Source organism: Kitasatospora sp. NPDC057015, assembly GCF_042673745.1.
Taxonomy (GTDB): Bacteria; Actinomycetota; Actinomycetes; order Streptomycetales; family Streptomycetaceae; genus Kitasatospora.
Genome location: NZ_JBHUSG010000003.1, coordinates 43,477 through 62,476, shown reverse-complemented (window position 1 = coordinate 62,476; position 19,000 = coordinate 43,477). Strand labels below are relative to the sequence as shown.

The following is a 19,000-nucleotide window of genomic DNA, read 5'->3' as shown; positions in this document are numbered from 1 at the left end:
TACGGTAGCGCGGTATTCGACCCGTCATCCTGGAGCACCCGTGACGACCACACCACCCGGCGACCGCCTCACCCACGTCGACGACAGCGGCGCCGCCCGCATGGTCGACGTCTCCGAGAAGGCCGCCACCGTGCGCACGGCGGTCGCCGCCGGACGGGTACGGGTCTCCGCCCGGGTCGTCGAACTGCTGCGCGGCGAGGGAGTGCCCAAGGGCGACGCCATCGCGGTGGCCCGGATCGCCGGGATCATGGGGGCGAAGAAGACCCCCGAGCTGATCCCGCTCTGCCACCCGATCGCGATCTCCGGCGTCGAGGTCGACCTCACCGTCGCCGACGAGGCGGTCGAGATCACCGCCACCGTGCGGACCGCCGACCGCACCGGCGTCGAGATGGAGGCCCTGACGGCGGTCGCCGTCGCCGGCCTCGCCGTCATCGACATGGTCAAGGCCGTCGACAAGGGCGCCGCCATCGAGAACGTCCGGGTGCTCAGCAAGACCGGTGGCAAGAGCGGCGACTGGCACAGCGGTGAACAGCCCACGGGGAGCGCCAAATGAAGGCGCTCGCCGTGACCGTCTCCAACCGCGCCTCGGCGGGCGTGTACGAGGACAGGGGCGGCCCGCTGCTGGTGGCGGGCCTGCGGGAGATGGGCTTCGAGGCGGACGGCCCCCGGGTGGTGCCCGACGGCGACCCGGTCGAGGCCGCCCTGCGCGAGGCCGTGGCGGCCGGCTACGACGTGGTGCTGACCACCGGCGGCACCGGCATCTCGCCGATGGACCTGACCCCGGAGATGACCGCCCGCGTGATCGACCGGCAGATCCCCGGGATCGCCGAGGCGATCCGCGCCCACGGCCGGGAGAAGGTCCCCACCTCGGCACTCTCCCGCGGTCTCGCGGGCCTCGCCGGACGGACCCTGGTGGTCAACCTCCCCGGTTCGACCGGCGGGGTCCGGGACGGCCTGGCCGTCCTGCGACCGCTGCTCGCGCACGCCGTCGACCAACTGGCCGGCGGTGACCACGCCCGGCCCGACGCCTCCCGTCCACCGGGCCCGGGCGGCGCGTCCGCGACCGCCGGCACGCCGGTGCCCGGAGGGTCCGACGCCGCGGACGGGAGCGGGCACTGAACGCCGGCTGGCCGGTCGAACTCCACGAGGGGGATGTCACGCTGCGCCCGATCAGGGCACGTGACCAGCGGGACTGGCAGGAGGTCAGCCGCCGCAACCGGGACTGGCTGCGCCGCTGGGAGGCGACCGTTCCGCCGTCCCCCGCCGGCCGCCCCGCCGGGCCCCGGCCCACCTACCGGCAGATGGTGCGCTACCTGCGCGGCGAGGCCTCGGCCGGGCGGATGCTGCCCTTCGTGGTGCTCCACCGGGGGGAGCTGGTCGGTCAGCTGACCGTCGGCGGCATCACCTGGGGTTCGATGTGCTCGGCGAACGTCGGCTACTGGATCGACGAGGCCGTGGCCGGGCAGGGCATCATGCCGACGGCGGTGGCGCTTTCGGTGGAGCACTGTTTCGAGGTGCTCGGCCTGCACCGCATCGAGGTCTGCATCAGGCCGGAGAACATGCCGAGCCGCCGCGTGGTCGAAAAGCTCGGGTTCCGTTCGGAGGGAATGCGCCCCCGGTATCTCCACATCGACGGCGACTGGCGGGACCACCTGGTCTACGCGCTCACCGCGGAGGAGGTCCCGGAGGGGATGCTGGAGCGCTGGCGGGCGATCAGGTCGGGCCGGGACCATGGGAATTGAATACATGTTCGAAACAAATATCGATATGGCATCGCTGCCCCCGCGGACGGGCACAAATACCGGCAAAATAGTCGGAGAATCAGCTTGATCACACGACACGCCGCGCCAAATTGCTGCCGCGCCTTCCCCGACGCCCGTACGGTGTGAAACGTGAGCAGTAGCGGCCTTATCTACGCGGTCATCGTAGGGGCCTGGGCCGCCTATCTGGTGCCGATGTGGCTCCGCAGGCAGGACGAGCTCAACGAGGCGCGCCCGACGGAACGCTTCAGTACCGCCATCCGCCTGCTGGCCGGGCGTTCGGCGATGGAGCGGCGGGCATCCCGGGCCCTTGGCGACGACGCGCGCGACGAGCAGAGCACCGACGACCCGGGTGCCGACGGCCCGGACGCCGACGACGAGATCGCCGGCGAGCGGGTGGGGGACGAGCGCGGCCCCGGCGACCTGTCCGGCCCGGGCGGCGACCCGGCCGACCGGTCGCCCTCCGGCATGCCCGCCGGGGTCACCCCCGCGCCGCGGGCCCCGTCCGGGCCCGCCACGTCCGAGCCCGTCCCGTCCGGCCCGGCCTCCTCCGGCCCGGCGCCGGGCTGGGAGCGGTCGGACGCGCAGCGGCCCGACGGGCACACCGACCGGAACACCGACCGCGGCCCCGAGCGCACCGCCGACCGGGGGGCCGAGCCCCTCGCCGGCCGGCGGGCCGGGGTCGAGCGCAGGGCCAGGCTGCTGGCGCGCCGGCGCCGGATGGTCACCGTGCTCTTCCTGGCCTTCGCGCTGGGCGCGATCGTCGCGGCGGTGCTCGGGTTGGCCTTCCTGTGGGCCCCGGCGGTTCCGGCCGCCCTCCTGACCCTCTACATCGGCCACCTGCGCAAGCTGGAGCGCCAGCGCTTCGAGGTCAAGCTCGACCGGGACCGCGCCGCCCAGGCCGCCGAGCGGCTCCGGCAGCGGGAGAGCCGCCGCTCCGAGGGCGGCCGACCCGAGGCCGCCGGGGAGGACCGCGGTCGCCGCGACGGCGCCCGCCACGAGGACGGCCGGACCGAGCGCCGCCCGGCGGAGGCCCGTACCGAGGCCGTCCGTCCGGAGCTCCGCGCACCGGCCCATCGGCCGGCCCCGCACGACGCGGCGCACGCCGCCGACCGCGGCCGCCCGCACCTGCGGATCGCCACGGACCCGGCGCCGCACGAGGCCCGCCCCGGCACGGCGGCCTCGGCCCTGGTCGAGGCGACCGACCACGAGGAGTGGGTGGACGGCATGCGCGAGCGCGGCGCGGCCGGCCCCGACTCCTGGGAGCCCGTCCCCGTCCCGCTCCCCACCTACGTCACCGCCCCGGTGGCACCCCGCGTCACCCGCGACCTCGACCTGGGCGCCCCCGGCACCTGGAACGCCGGCCGCCCGACCGACGCCCGCAGCACCCCGCTCTTCGACCAGTACGCCGAGCCCCCCGCGGGTGCCCCCGCGGAGGACGGCTTCGACAGCCGCCCCAGGGCCGCCAACGAGTGACCGCCTCCGGAGCGCCCCACGTCCCACCAGGGCGCTCCGGGCGGGGGTGGTCACGAGCGGCCTGCGAAAGGTGCTAAAGTTTCTTCTCGTTGGGGCTGTGGCGCAGTCCGGTAGCGCACCTCGTTCGCATCGAGGGGGTCAGGGGTTCGAATCCCCTCAGCTCCACCCAATGTCAAAGGCCCTCCCGGGAAATCCGGGAGGGCCTTTGTCGTTCCTGCGGCGGTGGGGCGCGGCACCTGCCCCGGTTCGCCTCTGACGTTGCGTGGGGGCGGGGTTGACCTTCCCTCAGCTCGGGCGCGGCGCGTCTCGCGCCCCGGGGCCGACCGGCCGAGTGATCATCGCGAGCCGGACAGGTCGCCCCGCGGTGCGGTTGCGCGCCGTTCGCCCGTCCGGCCGGGTCGGGGTCCGGGCTCGGGGCGGTCCGTCAGGCGGCGGTCGAGCGACCGCTGGCCGGCGGCGATGCCGCGGACCGGCCAGTGCAGCAGGACGGCGAGGCAGAGCAGCCAGCCGATCGCGTGCACGGCCCAGACTCCGGCCATGGTCGGGCCGCCCCAGGCCTGGTGGTAGTCCGTGCCGGCGTACCAGAGGGGGTAGCCGAGGTTGCGGACGGTGTTGAAGGCGGCGTAGGCCGTCAGGGCGAGGCCCGCCAGGTCGAGCGGCAGGCCGAGCAGGGTCCGGGCGAGGACGCGGGGCCCGGTCCACCCCTCGACGCCGCTGGCGCGGGCCTGGAGCCGGGCGGCTCGCCGGCCCTGCCCGGCCGCCGCCAGGGCCAGGGCCGCGAGGGCGGCGGGCAGGGTCAGGAGGACACGGGTGGCGCGGCGGACGTCACTGCTGACGGGGGACACGGCGGGCTCCTCGCACTCGATCGGCTGGTGGTCCCAGCCTCGCCCGCGAGCCCGCCCGGGGCGTCACCCCGGGGAGCCGCATCCGGCGTCGTACCCCGGTATGACGGGCCGGCCCCCGCCAGGCCCCGGACGGGTCCCCTCGGGCGGCACCGGGCGGGTCAGTCGGTCTTGTCGCCGAGGGATTCCAGCAGGTCCCGCAGGGTGTCGGCGAGGGTGTCGCGCTGCGGTGCGGTGAGGCCGGAGAGCAGGCGGTGCTCGGTGTCGACGTGGTCGGGCAGGGCCTCGTCGATCAGGGCGCGGCCGTCGGCGGTCAGGGCGACGAACACCACCCGGCCGTCGGACTCGCTGGGTGTGCGGGTCACCAGGCCGCGGGCCTCCAGGCGGTCCAGCCGCTGGGTGACGGCGCCGGAGGTCACCATCGACGTCCGCATCAGCTCGGCCGGGGTCAGCCGGTGGGGCGGCCCGCTGCGGCGCAGGGTGGCGAGCACGTCGAAGGAGGCCGGGTCGAGTCCGTGCGCCGCGAAGGTCTTGCGGGTTTCGACGTCGAGCAGCCGGTAGAGCCGCTTGAGGCGTCCGATCACCGCCATCGGCGACACGTCGAGGTCGGGGCGCTCGCGGCCCCACTGCTCCAGCACCTTGTCCACGTGATCCGTCACCGGTCCAGTCTAGTCAATCTCTTAGCGGTGAGTTACTTTGTCTTAGTGCTAAGGAATCGAATCGGGATCATCCTGCTGACCGCGCTGGCGCCCGCCGTCTGGGGCAGCACCTACCTCGTCACGACCGAACTGCTGCCGCCCGGCCGGCCCCTGCTCGCCGGCGTGGTGCGCGCCCTGCCGGCCGGGCTGCTGCTCGTCCTGCTCACCCGGCGGCTGCCGCGCGGGGCCTGGTGGTGGCGCTCCCTGGTGCTCGGGGCGCTCAACATCGGCGCCTTCTTCGCCCTGCTCTTCGTCGCCGCGTACCGGCTGCCCGGGGGAGTCGCCGCGACCGTCGGCGCCGTCCAGCCGCTGCTGGTCGCCGGGCTCTCGGCCGGCCTGCTCGGTGAGCGCCTCACCCTGCGCACCGCCCTGTCGGCCGTCGCCGGCGTGGGCGGGGTCAGCCTGCTCGTCCTGCGCGCCGACGCGCGGCTGGACGGAATCGGGGTCGCCGCCGCCCTGGGCGGCGCGGTCGTGATGGCCGCCGGCGTCGTGCTCAGCAAGCGCTGGGCCTCGCCCGCACCACTGCTCGCCACCACCGGCTGGCAGCTCGTCGCGGGCGGCCTGCTGCTGCTCCCGGTCGCGCTGCTCGTCGAGGGGCCGCCGCCGGCGACCGTGACCGCCGCGAACCTGCTCGGCTACGGCTACCTCACGGTGGTCGGCGCGGCGGTCGCGTACGTGCTGTGGTTCCGCGGGATCCGTGCCCTGACCCCCACCAGCGTGACCTTCCTGGGGCTGCTGAGCCCGGTGGTCGCCACCCTGCTCGGCTGGCTGGTCCTCGGTCAGGACCTCAGTCTGGCGCAGGGCCTGGGCGGGGCGATCGTGCTCGCCGCCCTGATAGCGGCCCAGCTGCGCCGGCCCGTGCGGCGGGCCCCGGCCGTCCCGGGCCCCGGCGACGCCTTCCGGTCCGCCGACGCCCCCCTCCCGGTCGGCGCTCCTCTCCCGGCCGACGCTCCCGTCCCCGCCGGCCGCACGGAACCTGCCGACCGACCGGCCCCCGCCGACCGACCGGATCCCGCCGGCGGCCGGGCCCGCGGGGCCACCCGGTGGTCGCAGGCTCCGGCGGCGGCCGGCCCGGCCCGTCTCGGCAGCCGCGCCGGATGACCCCGCCCGGGCATCACCGAGAACCGGACCATCGAACGAAGGAGCTGACGGGTATGCGCATCACGGTGTTCGGAGCGGCAGGGAACGTGGGGAGCCGGGTGGTGGCCGAGGCGCTCGCCCGGGGGCACGAGGTCACCGCCGTCGTCCGCGACGCCGCCCGCTTCGCGGACCTGGACCCGGCGGCCCGCGCGCTGACCGGTGACGCGGGGGTGGTCGAGGACGTGGTCCGGCTGACCGGCGGGCAGGATCTGGTGATCAGTGCGACCCGTCCGGCGCCGGGCCGGGAGGGCGAGTTCGCCGCCGTCACCCGCGCGCTGCTGGCCGGGCTCGCCCGTACCGGCGTGCGCCTGCTGGTGGTCGGCGGGGCGGGCAGCCTGACCGTGCCCGGCTCCGGCGGCGCCCTGGTGACCGACGATCCGCATTTCCCGGCCGAATGGCGGCCGATCGCGCAGGCCTGCGGCGAGCAGCTCGCGGTCTGCCGGGCCGAGCCGGCGGTGGACTGGGCGTACGTCAGCCCGGCGGCCCTGCTGGAGCCGGGCGTCCGCACCGGCGGCTACCGGCTGGGCGCCGACGAGCTGCTGGTCGACGACCGGGGCGTCTCGGCGATCTCCATGGAGGACCTCTCGGTGGCCCTGCTCGACGAGGCCGAGCGGCCGCGCCACCACCGGGCGAGGTTCACCGTCGCGTACTGACGGTCGCCCGTGCGGTCGCGGGTGGTGCTGCGACGTCAGATTCCGTACGTGTACGGCTGACCGGAGGTGACCTGCACCTGACCATCGGCAGGGGAACCCAGCCTTCGGTGGCCGGTTTCGCTCGTGTACTGTCACCGGATTCGCACCACTCAGCTCCCGGCCGTGCTTTCCCCGCCCCGGGACCAGGCGAACACCGCTTGAAGGAGCATCCCGTGTACCGATCACTTCGCAGGTCGCTGCCGGCACTGGCCGCTGTCGGCATAGCAGTCAGCACCCCCCTCGTCCTCGCCGGAAGCGCGCAGGCCGTCTCCCACGGCAACCGCTGCGACTCGGTCAACGTGCAGTACTCCGTCGACAACGGCCAGCACTGGAAGGAGGACGGCCGACTGTCCCAGCCGTCCACCAAGATCCAGGTGCGCCTCGACCCCAAGTCCCAGCCCGCCGAGGGCTGCGAGTACAAGGTCTCGCTGGCCTCGTACAACACCGAGGGCCCGACCTGGGCCAAGTCCGGCACCCAGACCTTCCTCGGCTGGGACACCACGGTGCTCGGCGCCGACAAGCGTCAGGCGACCCTCGACGTCAGCTCGCACGCGCCGACCTGTTTCGGACAGATCGACCTCTACGGCACCGACAAGAAGCACGACGGTGCCAGCGCGCCCCTCCCGCACTACCCGAACGCGGTCTTCCCGCACGACCTGATCACGGCCTGGAACGGCGGCCAGCCGTGCAAGCCCACCCCGAGCACCAGCCCCACCGCCACCGTCACCCCGTCGACCTCGCCGTCGCCGACCGCCACGGTCTCGCCGACCGCGACCGTCACCCCGACCACGAGCGCCAGCCCCTCGGCCTCGCCGTCGGCCACGCCCACCACCTCGGCCTCGCCGTCCGCCTCGACGACCCCGACCACCACCGCGAGCGCCTCCGTGCCCGCGCCGGTGCCCACCGAGGCCGGCCCGGTCGGCACCCCGACCGTCGCACCCGTCTCCACCACGCCGGCCGAGAACCTGGCCAGCACCGGTGGCAACAGCTCGCAGACCATCGCCATCACGGCCGGTGGCGCCGCGCTGCTCGCCCTGGGCGGTGGCGCGGTGGTCCTCAGCCGCCGCCGCGCGCGCCGCAGCTGACGCACCGGGACGCCCCCGGGCGTCCGGGCAGCGGTACCTGAGCGGGCGTACCTGAGTAGGCCGCGCCCGAGCAGGAGCGCCTGAGCACCCGACCCCGGCGGTCGGGTCGCTCAGGCGGAAGGGCCCGACCGGGCGGACGACGTCCGCGCGGTCGGGCCCTTCGTGCTGCCGTCCGGGGGCGGATCGCCCCCGGACGGCGCGGTCAGCGTTGCCCGGCGCCCGGGTACTGGCCGGACTGCGGTGCCTGGCTGGGGCCCTGCGCCTGCGGTGGGACGGCGCCGTAGCGGGCCGGGCGCCGGCCGCGCGGGTGCCGGGTGAGGGTGTAGCCCGCGACGCCGGCGAGGGCGGCCAGGGCGCCGCCGGCGACCGTCCAGAACCACCGGCTGTTCACGCCGGAGAACCAGCCGGTGTACCAGTGCGACTCGGGCTCGACCGGGGCCGCGGCCCGGGCGCCGGCCGCCGGCACGGCGGTGCTGCCCGGGGCGACGGTGGCGCCGGCGTTCACCGGCGGCACCAGGGGGGCCTTGAGCGAGCCGCCCTCGGGCTGGGCGTCGTCCGGGTCGCCCTTGGCGGTGATGTGCAGCTGGACCGAGGCGGCCAGACCGAGGTCCTGCTGCGGCGCGTCGGCCACCGAGAGCCGTACGTAGTACGTGCCCGGCAGCGGGTCGCCGGACCACGGCTCGGCCCAGGAGCGGACCTGGCGCAGCGTGCAGCTGAGCGCGAGCGAGGTCGCGGTGGCCTCACCGGTCGCGTTCTGGGTGCCGGCGGTGCAGGACTGGCGCCGGCGCAGGCCGTCGAAGACCTCCACGCTCCAGGTCTGCGGGCCGTGCCGGTCGGCGGCCGCGGCCAGGGCGACGTTCAGCGTCACCGCGGGCGTCTGGCCCTCGGCGGCGGCGAACGCCCAGTAGAGGTAGTCGCCGGTGGAGGCGGAGACCTTGGCGTCCTGCCCGGGGGCCAGGGTGGTGGCGGTCAGGAAGGTCGTCCCGACCTTGCTGCTGGGCGCCGTGCTGCTCGCGGAGGGCGAGGGGGACGGCGACGCGGCCGAGGCGGCCGGGGCGGCCAGCGGCACCAGGACGGGTGCCAGGGCCAGGGCGGCGAGCGAGGTCCTGAGAGTGGTACGCATGGTCAGTTCTCCCGCCAGACAGCGATGCGCCAGCGTGCGATCCAGCCGAAGAGGAGGCCGGTCAGCAGGCCGGCGAGGGTCAGCACGAGCAGCAGGATCCAGCCGTGGCCGAGCCCCATCGCCGCGCCGTCCGGAGCCGGCGAGGCCGCCGCCAGGTCGACGGTCAGCTCCAGCGGGAGGCCCGGGTCCGCGGCCACGCCCGGCTGCGGGGCCAGGGAGTTGCTGATCACCAGGCAGACGTCGGTCTGCACCGCGCCGCTGGCCGAGGCCGAGGCGGAGGCGGAGACGGACGGCGAGGCCGAGCTCATCGCGGCCGACCAGCGCAGGCCGGTGGAGGCGACGTCGGTCCGGCCGCTGCTCGCGTCGGTGCCGCGGACCAGCTCCTGGCCGGCCGTGCTGGTCGCCTGCAGCAGTACGCCGTAGTCGCGGGCCACCGCCCGGTCGACCGAGACGCTGACGGAGGCGCGCAGCTCCTGCCCGGCCTTCACCGGCACCCGGTAGACGCGGTGCTCGGAGAACTTCTCCCGGTCGCTGTAGACGCCGGGCGTCAGCACCGGCGCGGTCGCGCAGGTGTCGGTGCCGGCGGTCTTGGTGGGCGTCACGGTGTAGGTGTCGACCGAGCGGTCGACCAGCTGCTTCACCTTGTCGGTGAGCTGCGCCTGGGTCCGGACGTCGGTGTAGGTGCCGCCGGTGGCGTTGGCGATGCAGAGCAGCTGCTGGCGGGTCTTGTCGTCGTGCGCCAGGCCGAGCGTGTCGACCACCAGGTGGATGCCCTGGGCGGCGAGTTCACGGGCCACGTCGCAGGGGTCCGGCGGGGCGCAGGAGTCCTCGCCGTCGGTGATCAGCACGACCCGGCGGGTGGTCTCGCCCTTGCCGAGGTCCTGGGCCGCGCCGCGCAGCGCCAGGCCGATCGGGGTCCAGCCGGTGGGCCGCAGGGTGGCGACGGCGGTCTTCGCCTCGACCTTGTTGGTCTTGCCGACCGGGAAGAGCTGCTTGGTGTCCAGGCAGCCCTGCGTCTTGTCGTCCCCGGGGTAGTTGGCGCCGAGGGTGCGGATGCCGAAGTCGGTCTCCGCGGGCAGGGCGTCGATCACCTCGTTCAGCGATTGCTGGGCCACCGAGATGCGGCTCTTGCCCTCGATGTCGGTGGCCCGCATGGAGCCGCTGACGTCCAGGACGAGGTCGACCTTGGGGGCCTCCCCGGTGGCCTTGGCGGTGGCGCCGCCTGATGGTTCGTCGGCATGGGCGGGCAGGCCGCTGAGCAGCGCACCGCCCGCTATCGCGAGAGCGGCCAACAGGCTGCCGAGCCTGGCCGTCGGTCGTCGGTCGGTAGTCACCCGGCGAATCCTAGGGATCATCAGTTCGCGATGGCCAACGCGGGGCCCGCCCTGACGCCGATCGAACACGCCGCGAACTACCCTGCCGGGCAAAGGGATGGGAGGGGCGGATGCGGCTGACGGGCGTCGGCAAGCGCTACGGCCGGGGCGGGCGGTGGATCCTGCGCGGAGTCGACCTCGCCCTGGAGCCGGGCGCGCTGGTCCGGATCGAGGGGGCCAACGGCAGCGGCAAGTCCACCTTGCTGAAGCTGGCGGCCGGCATCGAGCGGCCGAGTGCGGGGCGGGTGCAGAGCCCCGGGCGCCGGGCGTACGTACCCGAGCGGTTCCCGCCCGCGCTGCCCTTCGACGCCCGCGGCTACCTGGTCGCGCTCGGGCGGGTGCACGGCCTGCCGGCGGCCCGGGCGCGGCAGCGGGCCGAGTACTGGCTGGAGCGCCTCGGCGTCGCCGGGCAGGCGGGCGTCCCGCTGAGCCGGCTCTCCAAGGGCACCTGCCAGAAGGTGGCGGTCGCCCAGGCGCTGCTCGCCGACGCGGACCTCCTGCTGCTGGACGAGGCGTGGACGGGACTGGACGGGCCGGCCCGGGCCCTGCTGGACGAGGCCGCCGCCGAGCGGGCCGGGTGCGGCGGCGTCGTCCTGTTCGTCGACCACGACCCGAACCGGCTCGCCGGGCTGACCACCGCCGCGCACCGGGTCGGGGAGGACGGCGGCCTGCACCCGGTGGCCACCGCGACGGCCACCGCCGGGGGCCCGCGGGTGGAGATCGACGCGGACTCCCCGGACGGGCCGCTGGCCGCACTGCTGCCCGCCCGGCTGCCCGGCGACCCGGTCCGGACCGCACTGGCCGGGGCGGGGGTGCGGCTCACCGTCCCGGCCGGGCACGCGGAGGCACTGCTGCGCCGACTGCTCGCCGGCCGGCCCGCCGTCCGGATCCTGGCGCTGCGCCGCCTGCCGGAGCCGTCGGCGGGCCCGCCCGGCCCGGGTGCGGCCGGGGCGGGTTCCGGGGCGGCGCGGACGGCGGCCGGGGCGGCCGGGGCGATCGGGGAGGCGGGCGCGTGAGGGCGCTGGTCCGCTATCAGGCGGCGCTGCTGCTGCGCTCGTACGGCTGGCTGCCGCCGTTCCTGGCGTACGTCCTGCTGATGGTGGTCGGGGTCACCCCGGGCGATCCGCTGCTGGGCAGTCAGGCGGTCGGTGCGGCCGTGCTGCTGCCGGTGAGCGCCTGGCTGGTCCGGGCGGTGCTGACCGCGGAGCCGGCCGCCTCGCGGGCCTGCCTGGCGGCGGCGGCCACCGCCCCGCGGGTGCAACTGGCGGCGCTGCTCACGGCCCTCTCGGCCGGCCTGGCGCTGGCGCTGGGCGGGGCGCTGGGACTGCTGGCAGTCTGCGGTCCGGTCGGCGACGCCGGGGTGCCGCGGACGCCGGCCGCGGCGGCGGTGGCGGCCGGGCTGCTCGCCTCCGCGGTCTGCGTGCTGCTGGGGGTGGCGGTCGGCGCGCTCTGCAACCGGCCGGTGCTGTCGCGCGCCCAGTACGGGATCCCGCTGGCCCTGGCCGCGGCGACGCTGGTACTGGTGGCGCCGTCGTCGCCGGCCAACGCGGCCGTCCGGGGCCTGGTCGACGCCGCGCGGACGGGACGGGTCGGGTACGCCTGGGGGCCGCTCGTGCTGGCGGGGGCGCTGCTGGCGGTGGTGGCCGCCGTCACCGGCCGGCTGGCGGGTCGGCGGGCGGAGTGAGCCGCCGGGGCGGGCCGGGCGGTAGGGGCGGCCGGGCTCGGCGCAAAAACAGGACACACCGGCACTAAAGGAAATAAATATGGCTATTCCTCGCTAGGGTGACGCGCAGGGCCCGGGGCACCGCCGCACCGGTGTCTCCCGGCCCCGGCCGGCACGCTCGACGAGTTGGAAGGACCTCCCGTGAGCAACCTGTTCGCGATCGCCTACCCGGATGTCGCCACCGCCCAGGCGGTACGCAGCGAAGCCCTCGGCCTGCAGAAGCAGAAGCTGATCGACCTGGAGGACGCGGTCGTCGTGGAGCGCCGCGACGACGGCAAGATCAAGCTGCACCAGGCGGTGAGCACCACGGGCGCGGGCGCCGCCTCCGGTGCGCTCTGGGGCGGGGTCATCGGTCTGCTCTTCTTCATGCCGTTCCTGGGCGCGGCGATCGGCGGCGCCACCGGCGCTGCGGTCGGCGCCTCCACCGACATCGGGGTGGACGACAACTTCATGCGCCAGGTCGGCGACAAGCTCCAGCCGGGCACCGCCGCCGTGTTCCTGCTGGTCCGTACGGCGACGGCCGACAAGGTCGTCCCGGCGCTGGCGCGCTACGGCGGCGAGATCATCCAGACCTCGCTGTCCGACGAGGCGGAGGAGCACCTGAAGTCCGCGATCAAGTCCGCCCAGGGGCACGCCGCCTCCGTCTGAGGCCGGCGCCGCGGCGACCCCGGGGGCGGGCGGGCCACGGCCCGCCCGCCCCCGGGGCGGTTCCCCGTCCGGGACGGGCGCCTGGGCTCCGCCCGAGGCGGTCCGACCGGCCTCGACCCGGTCCGACCGCTCCGATCAGCGCGCACAGGGCCGAGCGGCCCCGCCGACTCCGAAGACCCCCCGACGAGCCCCGACAGGACGGTCCGTGGCGTCCCCATCCGCCGTGGCGCGCTCGACCGCCCGGCCCCGGCCGGTGAGCACCCGCCGCAACACCGAGCTCGCCCTGGTGCTGGCCGCCGTCCTGATCGCCGTGTTCGGCTACATCGAGGTCGGCGTCAACATCGACGGCACGGTGCCCTCCGGCGCCGCCGGCTACGGCGCGGCGCTCGGCGTCCTCGCCCTGCTGGCGCACGGTGTGATCCGCTGGAAGGCCTCCTACGCGGACCCGCTGCTGCTGCCGATCGCGGTCCTGCTCAACGGCGTCGGCCTGGTGGTCATCTACCGGCTGGACCGCGCCACCCCCCGCAGCGAGGCCGCCCCCACCCAGTTGCTCTGGTCCACCCTCGGGGTGGCGCTGTTCATCGCGGTGGTGCTGTTCCTGCGCGACCACAAGCGGCTGCAGCGCTACGCCTACAGCGGCGCGCTGGTGGCGCTGGTCCTGCTGGTGCTGCCGGTCCTCTTCCCGCCGGTGTACGGCTCGCGGATCTGGATCACCCTCGGCCCGCTCTCCTTCCAGCCGGGGGAGTTCGCCAAGATCCTGCTGGCGATCTTCTTCGCCGCCTACCTGGCCGTGCACCGCGACGCGCTGGCGCTGACCGGCCGGCGGATCTGGGGGGTCCGGCTACCGGTCGGCCGGGTGCTCGGACCGGTCCTGCTGATCTGGGCGGCCTTCGTCGGCGTCCTGGTGCTGGAGACGGACCTCGGCACCTCCCTGCTCTTCTTCGGCCTCTTCGTGATCATGCTCTACGTGGCCACCGCCCGCAGCGGCTGGATCGCCATCGGCCTGCTGCTGGCCGCGCTCGGAGCGGTGGGCGTGGGCTGGCTCTCCCCGCACGTGCACAGCAGGGTCACCGACTGGCTCGACCCGCTCGGCTCGATCACGGCCGGTCAGGGCGCCAACCAGATCGCCCAGTCACTGTTCGCCTTCGCCTGGGGCGGCATGCTCGGCACGGGCCTGGGCAACGGCCACTCCATCCTGATCGGCTTCGCCGCCAAGTCGGACTTCATCCTCGCCACCATCGGCGAGGAGCTCGGGCTGACCGGTCTGATCGCCCTGTTCCTGCTGTACGCGCTGCTGGTCGCGCGGGGCTTCCGGACGGGCATCGCGCTCACCGACCCGTTCGGCCGGCTGCTGGCGATCGGGCTGGCCGCCATCGTGGGCATCCAGGTGTTCGTGGTGGCCGGCGGCGTCCTCGCGCTGATCCCGCTCACCGGGATGACGCTGCCGTTCATCGCCCAGGGCGGTTCCTCCGTGGTGACCAACTGGATCATCGTCGCGCTGCTGGTGCGGATGAGCGACGCCGCCCGCCGCCCGGCGCCCCGCCCGGAGGAGGCCTGATGCCGCGCCGGCGCCGCGCGGGCGCCCCGGCGGACGGCCCGCAGGGCCTGCCGGGCATCTCCACCACCGGCCGCCGGGCCGGCGTCTTCTGCGTCCTGCTGATCGTCGCGCTGGCCGCCCAGGCCACCCGGGTGCAGGTGTTCCAGGCGAAGCGGCTCGACCACAACCCGGCGAACCAGCGCCTCACCGTCGAGCGCTACAGCCAGCCGCGCGGGAACATCCTGGTCGGCCCGGACAGCGTGACCGGTTCCGTCCCCACCGGCGGGCGCTACGACTACCGGCGGACGTACACCGACGGACCGCTGTACGCCGCCGTCACCGGCTACTCCTCGCAGACGTACGGCAACACCCAGCTGGAGGGCACCGAGGACGAGGTCCTCTCCGGCACCGATCCCCGGCTGGCGGGCTGGGCGCTGTGGGACGCGATCGCGCGCAGGCAGAGCCCCGGCGGCGACGTCTACACGACCATCGACAAGGCCGCCCAGCAGGCCGCGACGAAGGGCCTGGGCAGTCAGAAGGGCGCGGTGGCCGCGATCGAGCCGGCGACCGGGCGGATCCTGGCCCTGGTCAGCACTCCCGGTTACGACCCCGGGTCCTTCGCCGGGACCTCCGCCGCCGACCGGCAGGCCTGGGACAAGCTGCAGGCCGACACCAACCAGCCGATGCTGAACCGGGCGCTGCGGCAGATCTACCCGCCGGGCTCCACCTTCAAGGTGGTCACCGCCGCCGCCGCGCTGTCCGCGGGCACGGTGACCGACATCAACGCGCCGACCGGCGCGCCGTACCCGTACGTCCTGCCGGGGACGACGACGCCGCTGGTCAACGACACCTCGGCCTGCGACCGGCCGAACCTCTCGCTGGACACCGCGATGGTCTACTCCTGCAACAGCGTGCTCGGCTACCTCGGAGTGCAGACCGGGCTGGACCGGATGGTCTCGACGGCCCGGGACTTCGGCTTCAACGACGCCGGTCTGGACATCCCGGTCCGGGCGGCCCGCTCCAACTTCGACACCGAGATGAACGAGTCCCAGCTCGCGCTCTCCTCCATCGGCCAGTTCGACACCGCCGCCACCCCGCTGGTGATGGCGATGGTCGCGGCCGGCGTCGCCAACGGCGGGAAGGTGATGTATCCACAGCTTGTGGACAGACTGACCAGGAGCGACGGCACGCCGGTCCAGATCATGGAGCCGCGGACGTACCGGCAGGCGCTCACCCCCGCCGTCGCCGCCCAGGTCCGGCAGCTGATGACCGACGTGGTGGAGAAGGGCACCGGCGGCAACGCCCGGATCCGCGGCGCCACGGTCGGCGGCAAGACCGGCACCGCGCAGCAGGGCGTCGACAACAGCGGCACCCCGTACGCCTGGTTCATCTCCTGGGCCGCGCCGGCCGGCTCCGACCGGCCGCCCCCGGTCGCCGTCGCCGTGGTCGTCGCGGACAGCAAGGCCACCGACGTGACCGGCGGCGGCCTGGCCGCCCCGATCGCCCGGTCCGTCATGGAGGCGGTGCTGGGCCGCTGACCCCTACCGCCCGGTACGGGGATGCGCCGCCCACGAAGTGTCCGGTTCGTGCGGACTGCTTCGACGATTCGTCCAATGCGGCCGACCGGACTGTTCGTTTGCGACACTGGTGCATTCGCGGGGTACTGTCCCATCTTTGTTCGGTTGGTCCCCGATGGCACCCCACGGGCCATCGAGTGACCGGCAGCCAGGAACACCCTCACCCCGCCCAGAAGGATCCACGTTTTGGCCAGCAACACCACCCTCGGCGAACGACTCCTCAGACGGAAGCCGGTCGCCACCCTGATCGCCGAGAGCGAGGGCCGGGACACCCCCGCGGCCGGCGCCCCCGAGGGCGGCGGACGCTCCGGCATCCACCTGAAGCGGTCGATCGGGCTCTGGCAGCTGTCCTCGATCGGCATCGGCGCCACCGTCGGCACCGGCATCTTCTTCGTACTGAGCACGGCCGTCCCCGAGGCGGGCCCGGCCGTCATCCTGTCCTTCGTCATCGCCGCCGTCACCGCCGGCCTGACCGCGCTCTGCTACGCCGAGATGGCCTCCGCGATCCCGGTGTCCGGCTCGTCCTACTCCTACGCCTACGCGACCCTCGGCGAGGGCGTGGCGTTCGGCGTCGGCGTCTGCCTGCTGATGGAGTACGGCGTCTCCGCCTCCGCGATCGCGGTCAGCTGGGCCGAGTACCTCAACAAGTTCCTGGACCTGGCGTTCGGCTTCCAGATCCCCGCCGCGCTGTCCTCCGCGCCCGGCGGCGACGCGGGCGGCTGGTTCAACCTCCCCGCGGTCATCCTGGTCGCGCTGGTCTGCTTCCTGCTGGTACGCGGCGTCAGCGAGTCGGTGAAGGTCAACGCGGCCATGGTGGCCGTCAAGATCTGCATCCTGCTGCTGTTCGTGGCCGTCGGCCTGACCGGGTTCCGCTCCGGCAACCTGACCCCCTTCATGCCGCTCGGCATCGGCGGCGTCCAGGTGGCGGCCTCCAGCATCTTCTTCTCCTTCATCGGCCTGGACGCCGTCTCCACCGCCGGCGAGGAGGTCAAGAACCCCCGCCGCACCCTGCCGCTGGCGATCATCATCTCGCTGGTCGTGGTCACCCTGCTGTACATCGGCGTCGCCGTCGTCGGCATCGGCGCGCAGCCCTGGCAGAACTTCGACGGCCAGGAGGCGGGCCTCGCCCAGATCCTCCAGAACGTCACCGGCCAGAGCTGGCCGGCCATGGTGTTCGCGATCGGCGCGATCGTCTCGATCTTCAGCATCACCCTCGTGGTGATCTACGGCCAGACCCGCATCCTGTACTCCATGGGCCGGGACGGCATGCTGCCGCGCCGCTTCGCGCAGCTCTCGCCGCGCACCGGCACCCCGGTCTGGAACACCCTCGTGGTCGGCGTCGGCGTCAGCATGCTGGCCGCCTTCATCCCGCTCCGGGTGCTGGCCGACATCACCAGCCTCGGCACCCTGGTGGCCTTCTCGGTGGTCTCGGTCGGCGTCATCATCCTGCGCCGCACCCAGCCCGACCTGCCGCGCGGCTTCAAGGTGCCGCTCTACCCGGTCGTCCCGCTGCTCAGCGTCGGCTTCTGCGTCTACCTGATCACCGGCCTGCACGCGGACACCTTCCGGGCCGGCGCGATCGCCCTGGTGCTCGCCGCCGCCGTCTACTTCGGTTACAGCGTCAAACACTCCAGGCTGAACCGGGCCGAGCAGCCCGAACTCAGCAAGACCGGCTGACCGCCCGAGGATGCGGAGCACGAGCGGCCGGGCACGACCCGTCCGCGCAGGTCAGCACCGGGCCGCCGGGGGCCGCCGACACCCGGCGGCCAGCGCGGTGCCATCGGGACACCCCGAAGCCCCTGCCCGAAGATGGCGACACGGCGCGGCCCCCGCGCCTAACCTTCCCTCATGGTGAGCACCCGCACGCCCGGCCAGCCCCGCAGCCGCGGGCGCCTCACCGGCCGCCGCAGCGCGCCGGCGGCGGCCCCGGCCGCGGCCGCCCCGGCCCAGCCGCGCCCCGCGCGCCGGCCCGGCCCGCGCCGCGGCACCCGGGTGTTCCCGCGCCAGCGCGGCGACCACGACCACCCCGGCCCGGCCGGCTCCGAACCGCTGAGCCCGGCGCGGCTGGCCGCCATGCGCCGGGTCCACCTGCTGGGCTGCGCCGTCGCGGCGATCTGGGCGGCGGCCTTCCCGCTCGTCTCCGACCTGCCCAACCAGCGGCTCTGGGGCACCGTGGCGGCCCCCGCCTACCTGCTCGCCGGGCTCATCTGCCTCACCCTCCCGCGTCGCCTCGCCGCCCGCGCCGCAGCCGCGGTGGCCGTCCTCGGCGCCGTCCTGCTGCCGCTCGCCCTGCTCGCCCTGCACGGCCGCCACCAGTCCGAGGTGATGGTGGTGGAGCGCTCGGCCCGGCTGCTGCTCCACACCGGCAGCCCCTACCTGCCCCACCCGGTGGTCGTCACCGACTACAACCCGTACCTGCCCGCGATGGCCGTCTTCGGCCTGCCGCGCACCGTCCTGGGCAGCGCCAACCCGCTGACCCTGGTGCTCGGCGACGCCCGGATCTGGTTCGCCCTCACCTTCCTCGGCTGCCTGCTGGCCTGCTGGCGACTGCTGCGTCCGACCCGGGACCGCGGCACGCTGCTGCCGCTGGCCGTCCTGACCGCCTCGCCGCTGATCGCCCTCGCGCTGGTGGTCGGCGGGGTGGACCTCCCGCTGATCGGGGTCTGCTGCCTGGCGATGGCGCTCGCCGAACGGGACCGCACGCTGGCCACCGGTCTGGTGCTCGCCCTCGCCTGCAGCCTGAAGTGGACGGCCTGGCCGGCGCTGCCCGTCGCGGTGCTGCTGATCTGGCGGCTGTACGGGCGGCGCCCCGCCACCCGGGCCGCGCTGACCGCGGTCGGCGCGGCACTGGTGGTCGTGCTTCCGGTGGCGCTGACCGAGCCGGCGGTGCTGCGCGAGCAGGTGGTCCGGTTCCCGCTGGGACTCACCGCGATCCACACCCCGGCCGGCAGCCCGCTGCCGGGCAAGGTGCTGGCGGGCTTCGGCCCGACCGGGCACACCGTCTCGCTCGCCCTGCTGACCATGGGCGGCGCGGCGGTCGCCATCTGGCTGCTGGCCCGCCCGCCGGTCTCGGCGATCGCCGCGGCCGACCTGCTGGCGGCGGGCCTCGCCATAGCGTTCACGCTCGCCCCGGCCGGTCGGTTCGGGTACCTGGCGCTGCCGGCGGTGCTGGTGATCTGGCCCCGGCTGGCGGCCCGCCGGTGGACGGCGCGACAACCGGTGCCGGCGCCCTGCCTGCTCAGCAGGCCGACGACCCCGGTGGCGCCGGTCCGGGCCTGACGCCACGGCCGGGCCCGATGCACCGGTCCGGGCCCGTACCGGGTCGG

At 74.9% G+C, this 19,000-nt stretch carries 18 protein-coding genes and 1 tRNA gene; 15 read left to right on the top strand and 4 right to left on the bottom strand.

The window, feature by feature from the left end; translation table 11 throughout:
* Positions 1 to 40: 40 nt before the first annotated feature.
* The 5 genes from moaC to ACFTWP_RS03570 all read left to right on the top strand — a co-directional run bounded on the left by moaC (position 41) and on the right by ACFTWP_RS03570 (position 3,401).
* A complete protein-coding gene (gene moaC, locus ACFTWP_RS03590; protein ID WP_380262258.1) occupies positions 41 to 553 on the top strand; it encodes a cyclic pyranopterin monophosphate synthase MoaC in 513 nt (170 codons plus the stop codon).
* The gene (locus ACFTWP_RS03585) at positions 550 to 1,119 is read left to right on the top strand and encodes a molybdenum cofactor biosynthesis protein B (protein WP_380262256.1); all 570 of its coding nucleotides are present in this window, start codon (positions 550 to 552) and stop codon (positions 1,117 to 1,119) included. The genes moaC and ACFTWP_RS03585 overlap by 4 nt, the downstream gene beginning before the upstream one ends.
* The gene (locus ACFTWP_RS03580) at positions 1,116 to 1,742 is read left to right on the top strand and encodes a GNAT family N-acetyltransferase (protein WP_380262719.1); all 627 of its coding nucleotides are present in this window, start codon (positions 1,116 to 1,118) and stop codon (positions 1,740 to 1,742) included. Before ACFTWP_RS03585 ends, ACFTWP_RS03580 begins: the two co-directional genes overlap by 4 nt.
* 150 nt (positions 1,743 to 1,892) lie before the next feature.
* A complete protein-coding gene (gene glpR / locus ACFTWP_RS03575) occupies positions 1,893 to 3,236 on the top strand; it encodes a gephyrin-like molybdotransferase receptor GlpR (RefSeq protein ID WP_380262254.1) in 1,344 nt (447 codons plus the stop codon).
* Positions 3,237 to 3,327: 91 nt separating this feature from the next.
* A tRNA-Ala gene (locus tag ACFTWP_RS03570) sits at positions 3,328 to 3,401 on the top strand.
* Between the two features lie 170 nt (positions 3,402 to 3,571).
* Here the strand turns inward: ACFTWP_RS03570 and ACFTWP_RS03565 are convergent.
* Both ACFTWP_RS03565 and ACFTWP_RS03560 read right to left on the bottom strand, forming a co-directional pair.
* Complete coding sequence (locus ACFTWP_RS03565; protein WP_380262252.1) at positions 3,572 to 4,081, bottom strand: hypothetical protein; 510 nt, start codon at positions 4,079 to 4,081, stop codon at positions 3,572 to 3,574.
* Positions 4,082 to 4,239: 158 nt separating this feature from the next.
* Positions 4,240 to 4,737 carry a MarR family winged helix-turn-helix transcriptional regulator gene (locus tag ACFTWP_RS03560; RefSeq protein WP_380262250.1) on the bottom strand — a complete coding sequence of 166 codons (498 nt, stop codon included), beginning with the start codon at positions 4,735 to 4,737 and terminating at the stop codon, positions 4,240 to 4,242.
* 45 nt (positions 4,738 to 4,782) lie between these two features.
* Between ACFTWP_RS03560 and ACFTWP_RS03555 the strand changes: the two genes are divergently transcribed.
* From ACFTWP_RS03555 to ACFTWP_RS03545, 3 genes are all read left to right on the top strand, one after another.
* Positions 4,783 to 5,877, top strand: coding sequence for an EamA family transporter (locus ACFTWP_RS03555; protein WP_380262248.1), 1,095 nt, complete (start codon positions 4,783 to 4,785; stop codon positions 5,875 to 5,877).
* Positions 5,878 to 5,930: 53 nt separating this feature from the next.
* Positions 5,931 to 6,569 (top strand): NAD(P)-dependent oxidoreductase, encoded by a 639-nt coding sequence (locus ACFTWP_RS03550; RefSeq protein WP_380262246.1) that lies wholly within the window; start codon positions 5,931 to 5,933, stop codon positions 6,567 to 6,569.
* Positions 6,570 to 6,781: 212 nt separating this feature from the next.
* A complete protein-coding gene (locus tag ACFTWP_RS03545) occupies positions 6,782 to 7,693 on the top strand; it encodes an LAETG motif-containing sortase-dependent surface protein (protein ID WP_380262244.1) in 912 nt (303 codons plus the stop codon).
* Between the two features lie 202 nt (positions 7,694 to 7,895).
* On the opposite strand, the gene ACFTWP_RS03540 is transcribed toward ACFTWP_RS03545, so the two are convergent.
* The gene (locus tag ACFTWP_RS03540) at positions 7,896 to 8,816 is read right to left on the bottom strand and encodes a peptidase (protein WP_380262242.1); all 921 of its coding nucleotides are present in this window, start codon (positions 8,814 to 8,816) and stop codon (positions 7,896 to 7,898) included.
* Between the two features lie 2 nt (positions 8,817 to 8,818).
* Positions 8,819 to 10,150, bottom strand: a complete 1,332-nt coding sequence (locus ACFTWP_RS03535; RefSeq protein ID WP_380262240.1) for a VWA domain-containing protein — start codon at positions 10,148 to 10,150, stop codon at positions 8,819 to 8,821.
* Between the two features lie 110 nt (positions 10,151 to 10,260).
* Here ACFTWP_RS03535 and ACFTWP_RS03530 point away from each other — a divergent pair, with 110 nt between their 5' ends.
* The 7 genes from ACFTWP_RS03530 to ACFTWP_RS03500 all read left to right on the top strand — a co-directional run bounded on the left by ACFTWP_RS03530 (position 10,261) and on the right by ACFTWP_RS03500 (position 18,953).
* Positions 10,261 to 11,205 (top strand): ATP-binding cassette domain-containing protein, encoded by a 945-nt coding sequence (locus ACFTWP_RS03530; protein WP_380262238.1) that lies wholly within the window; start codon positions 10,261 to 10,263, stop codon positions 11,203 to 11,205.
* On the top strand, positions 11,202 to 11,873 hold the full coding sequence (locus tag ACFTWP_RS03525) for an ABC transporter (protein WP_380262236.1): 672 nt from the start codon (positions 11,202 to 11,204) through the stop codon (positions 11,871 to 11,873). The genes ACFTWP_RS03530 and ACFTWP_RS03525 overlap by 4 nt, the downstream gene beginning before the upstream one ends.
* Before the next feature lie 180 nt (positions 11,874 to 12,053).
* Positions 12,054 to 12,560 (top strand): DUF1269 domain-containing protein, encoded by a 507-nt coding sequence (locus ACFTWP_RS03520; RefSeq protein WP_380262234.1) that lies wholly within the window; start codon positions 12,054 to 12,056, stop codon positions 12,558 to 12,560.
* Between the two features lie 205 nt (positions 12,561 to 12,765).
* Positions 12,766 to 14,118 (top strand): FtsW/RodA/SpoVE family cell cycle protein, encoded by a 1,353-nt coding sequence (locus tag ACFTWP_RS03515; protein ID WP_380262232.1) that lies wholly within the window; start codon positions 12,766 to 12,768, stop codon positions 14,116 to 14,118.
* The gene (locus tag ACFTWP_RS03510) at positions 14,118 to 15,635 is read left to right on the top strand and encodes a penicillin-binding transpeptidase domain-containing protein (RefSeq protein WP_380262230.1); all 1,518 of its coding nucleotides are present in this window, start codon (positions 14,118 to 14,120) and stop codon (positions 15,633 to 15,635) included. Before ACFTWP_RS03515 ends, ACFTWP_RS03510 begins: the two co-directional genes overlap by 1 nt.
* Positions 15,636 to 15,860: 225 nt before the next feature.
* Positions 15,861 to 17,351, top strand: coding sequence for an amino acid permease (locus ACFTWP_RS03505; RefSeq protein ID WP_380262228.1), 1,491 nt, complete (start codon positions 15,861 to 15,863; stop codon positions 17,349 to 17,351).
* Positions 17,352 to 17,522: 171 nt separating this feature from the next.
* On the top strand, positions 17,523 to 18,953 hold the full coding sequence (locus ACFTWP_RS03500; protein ID WP_380262226.1) for a hypothetical protein: 1,431 nt from the start codon (positions 17,523 to 17,525) through the stop codon (positions 18,951 to 18,953).
* The last annotated feature ends 47 nt before the right edge of the window (positions 18,954 to 19,000 follow it).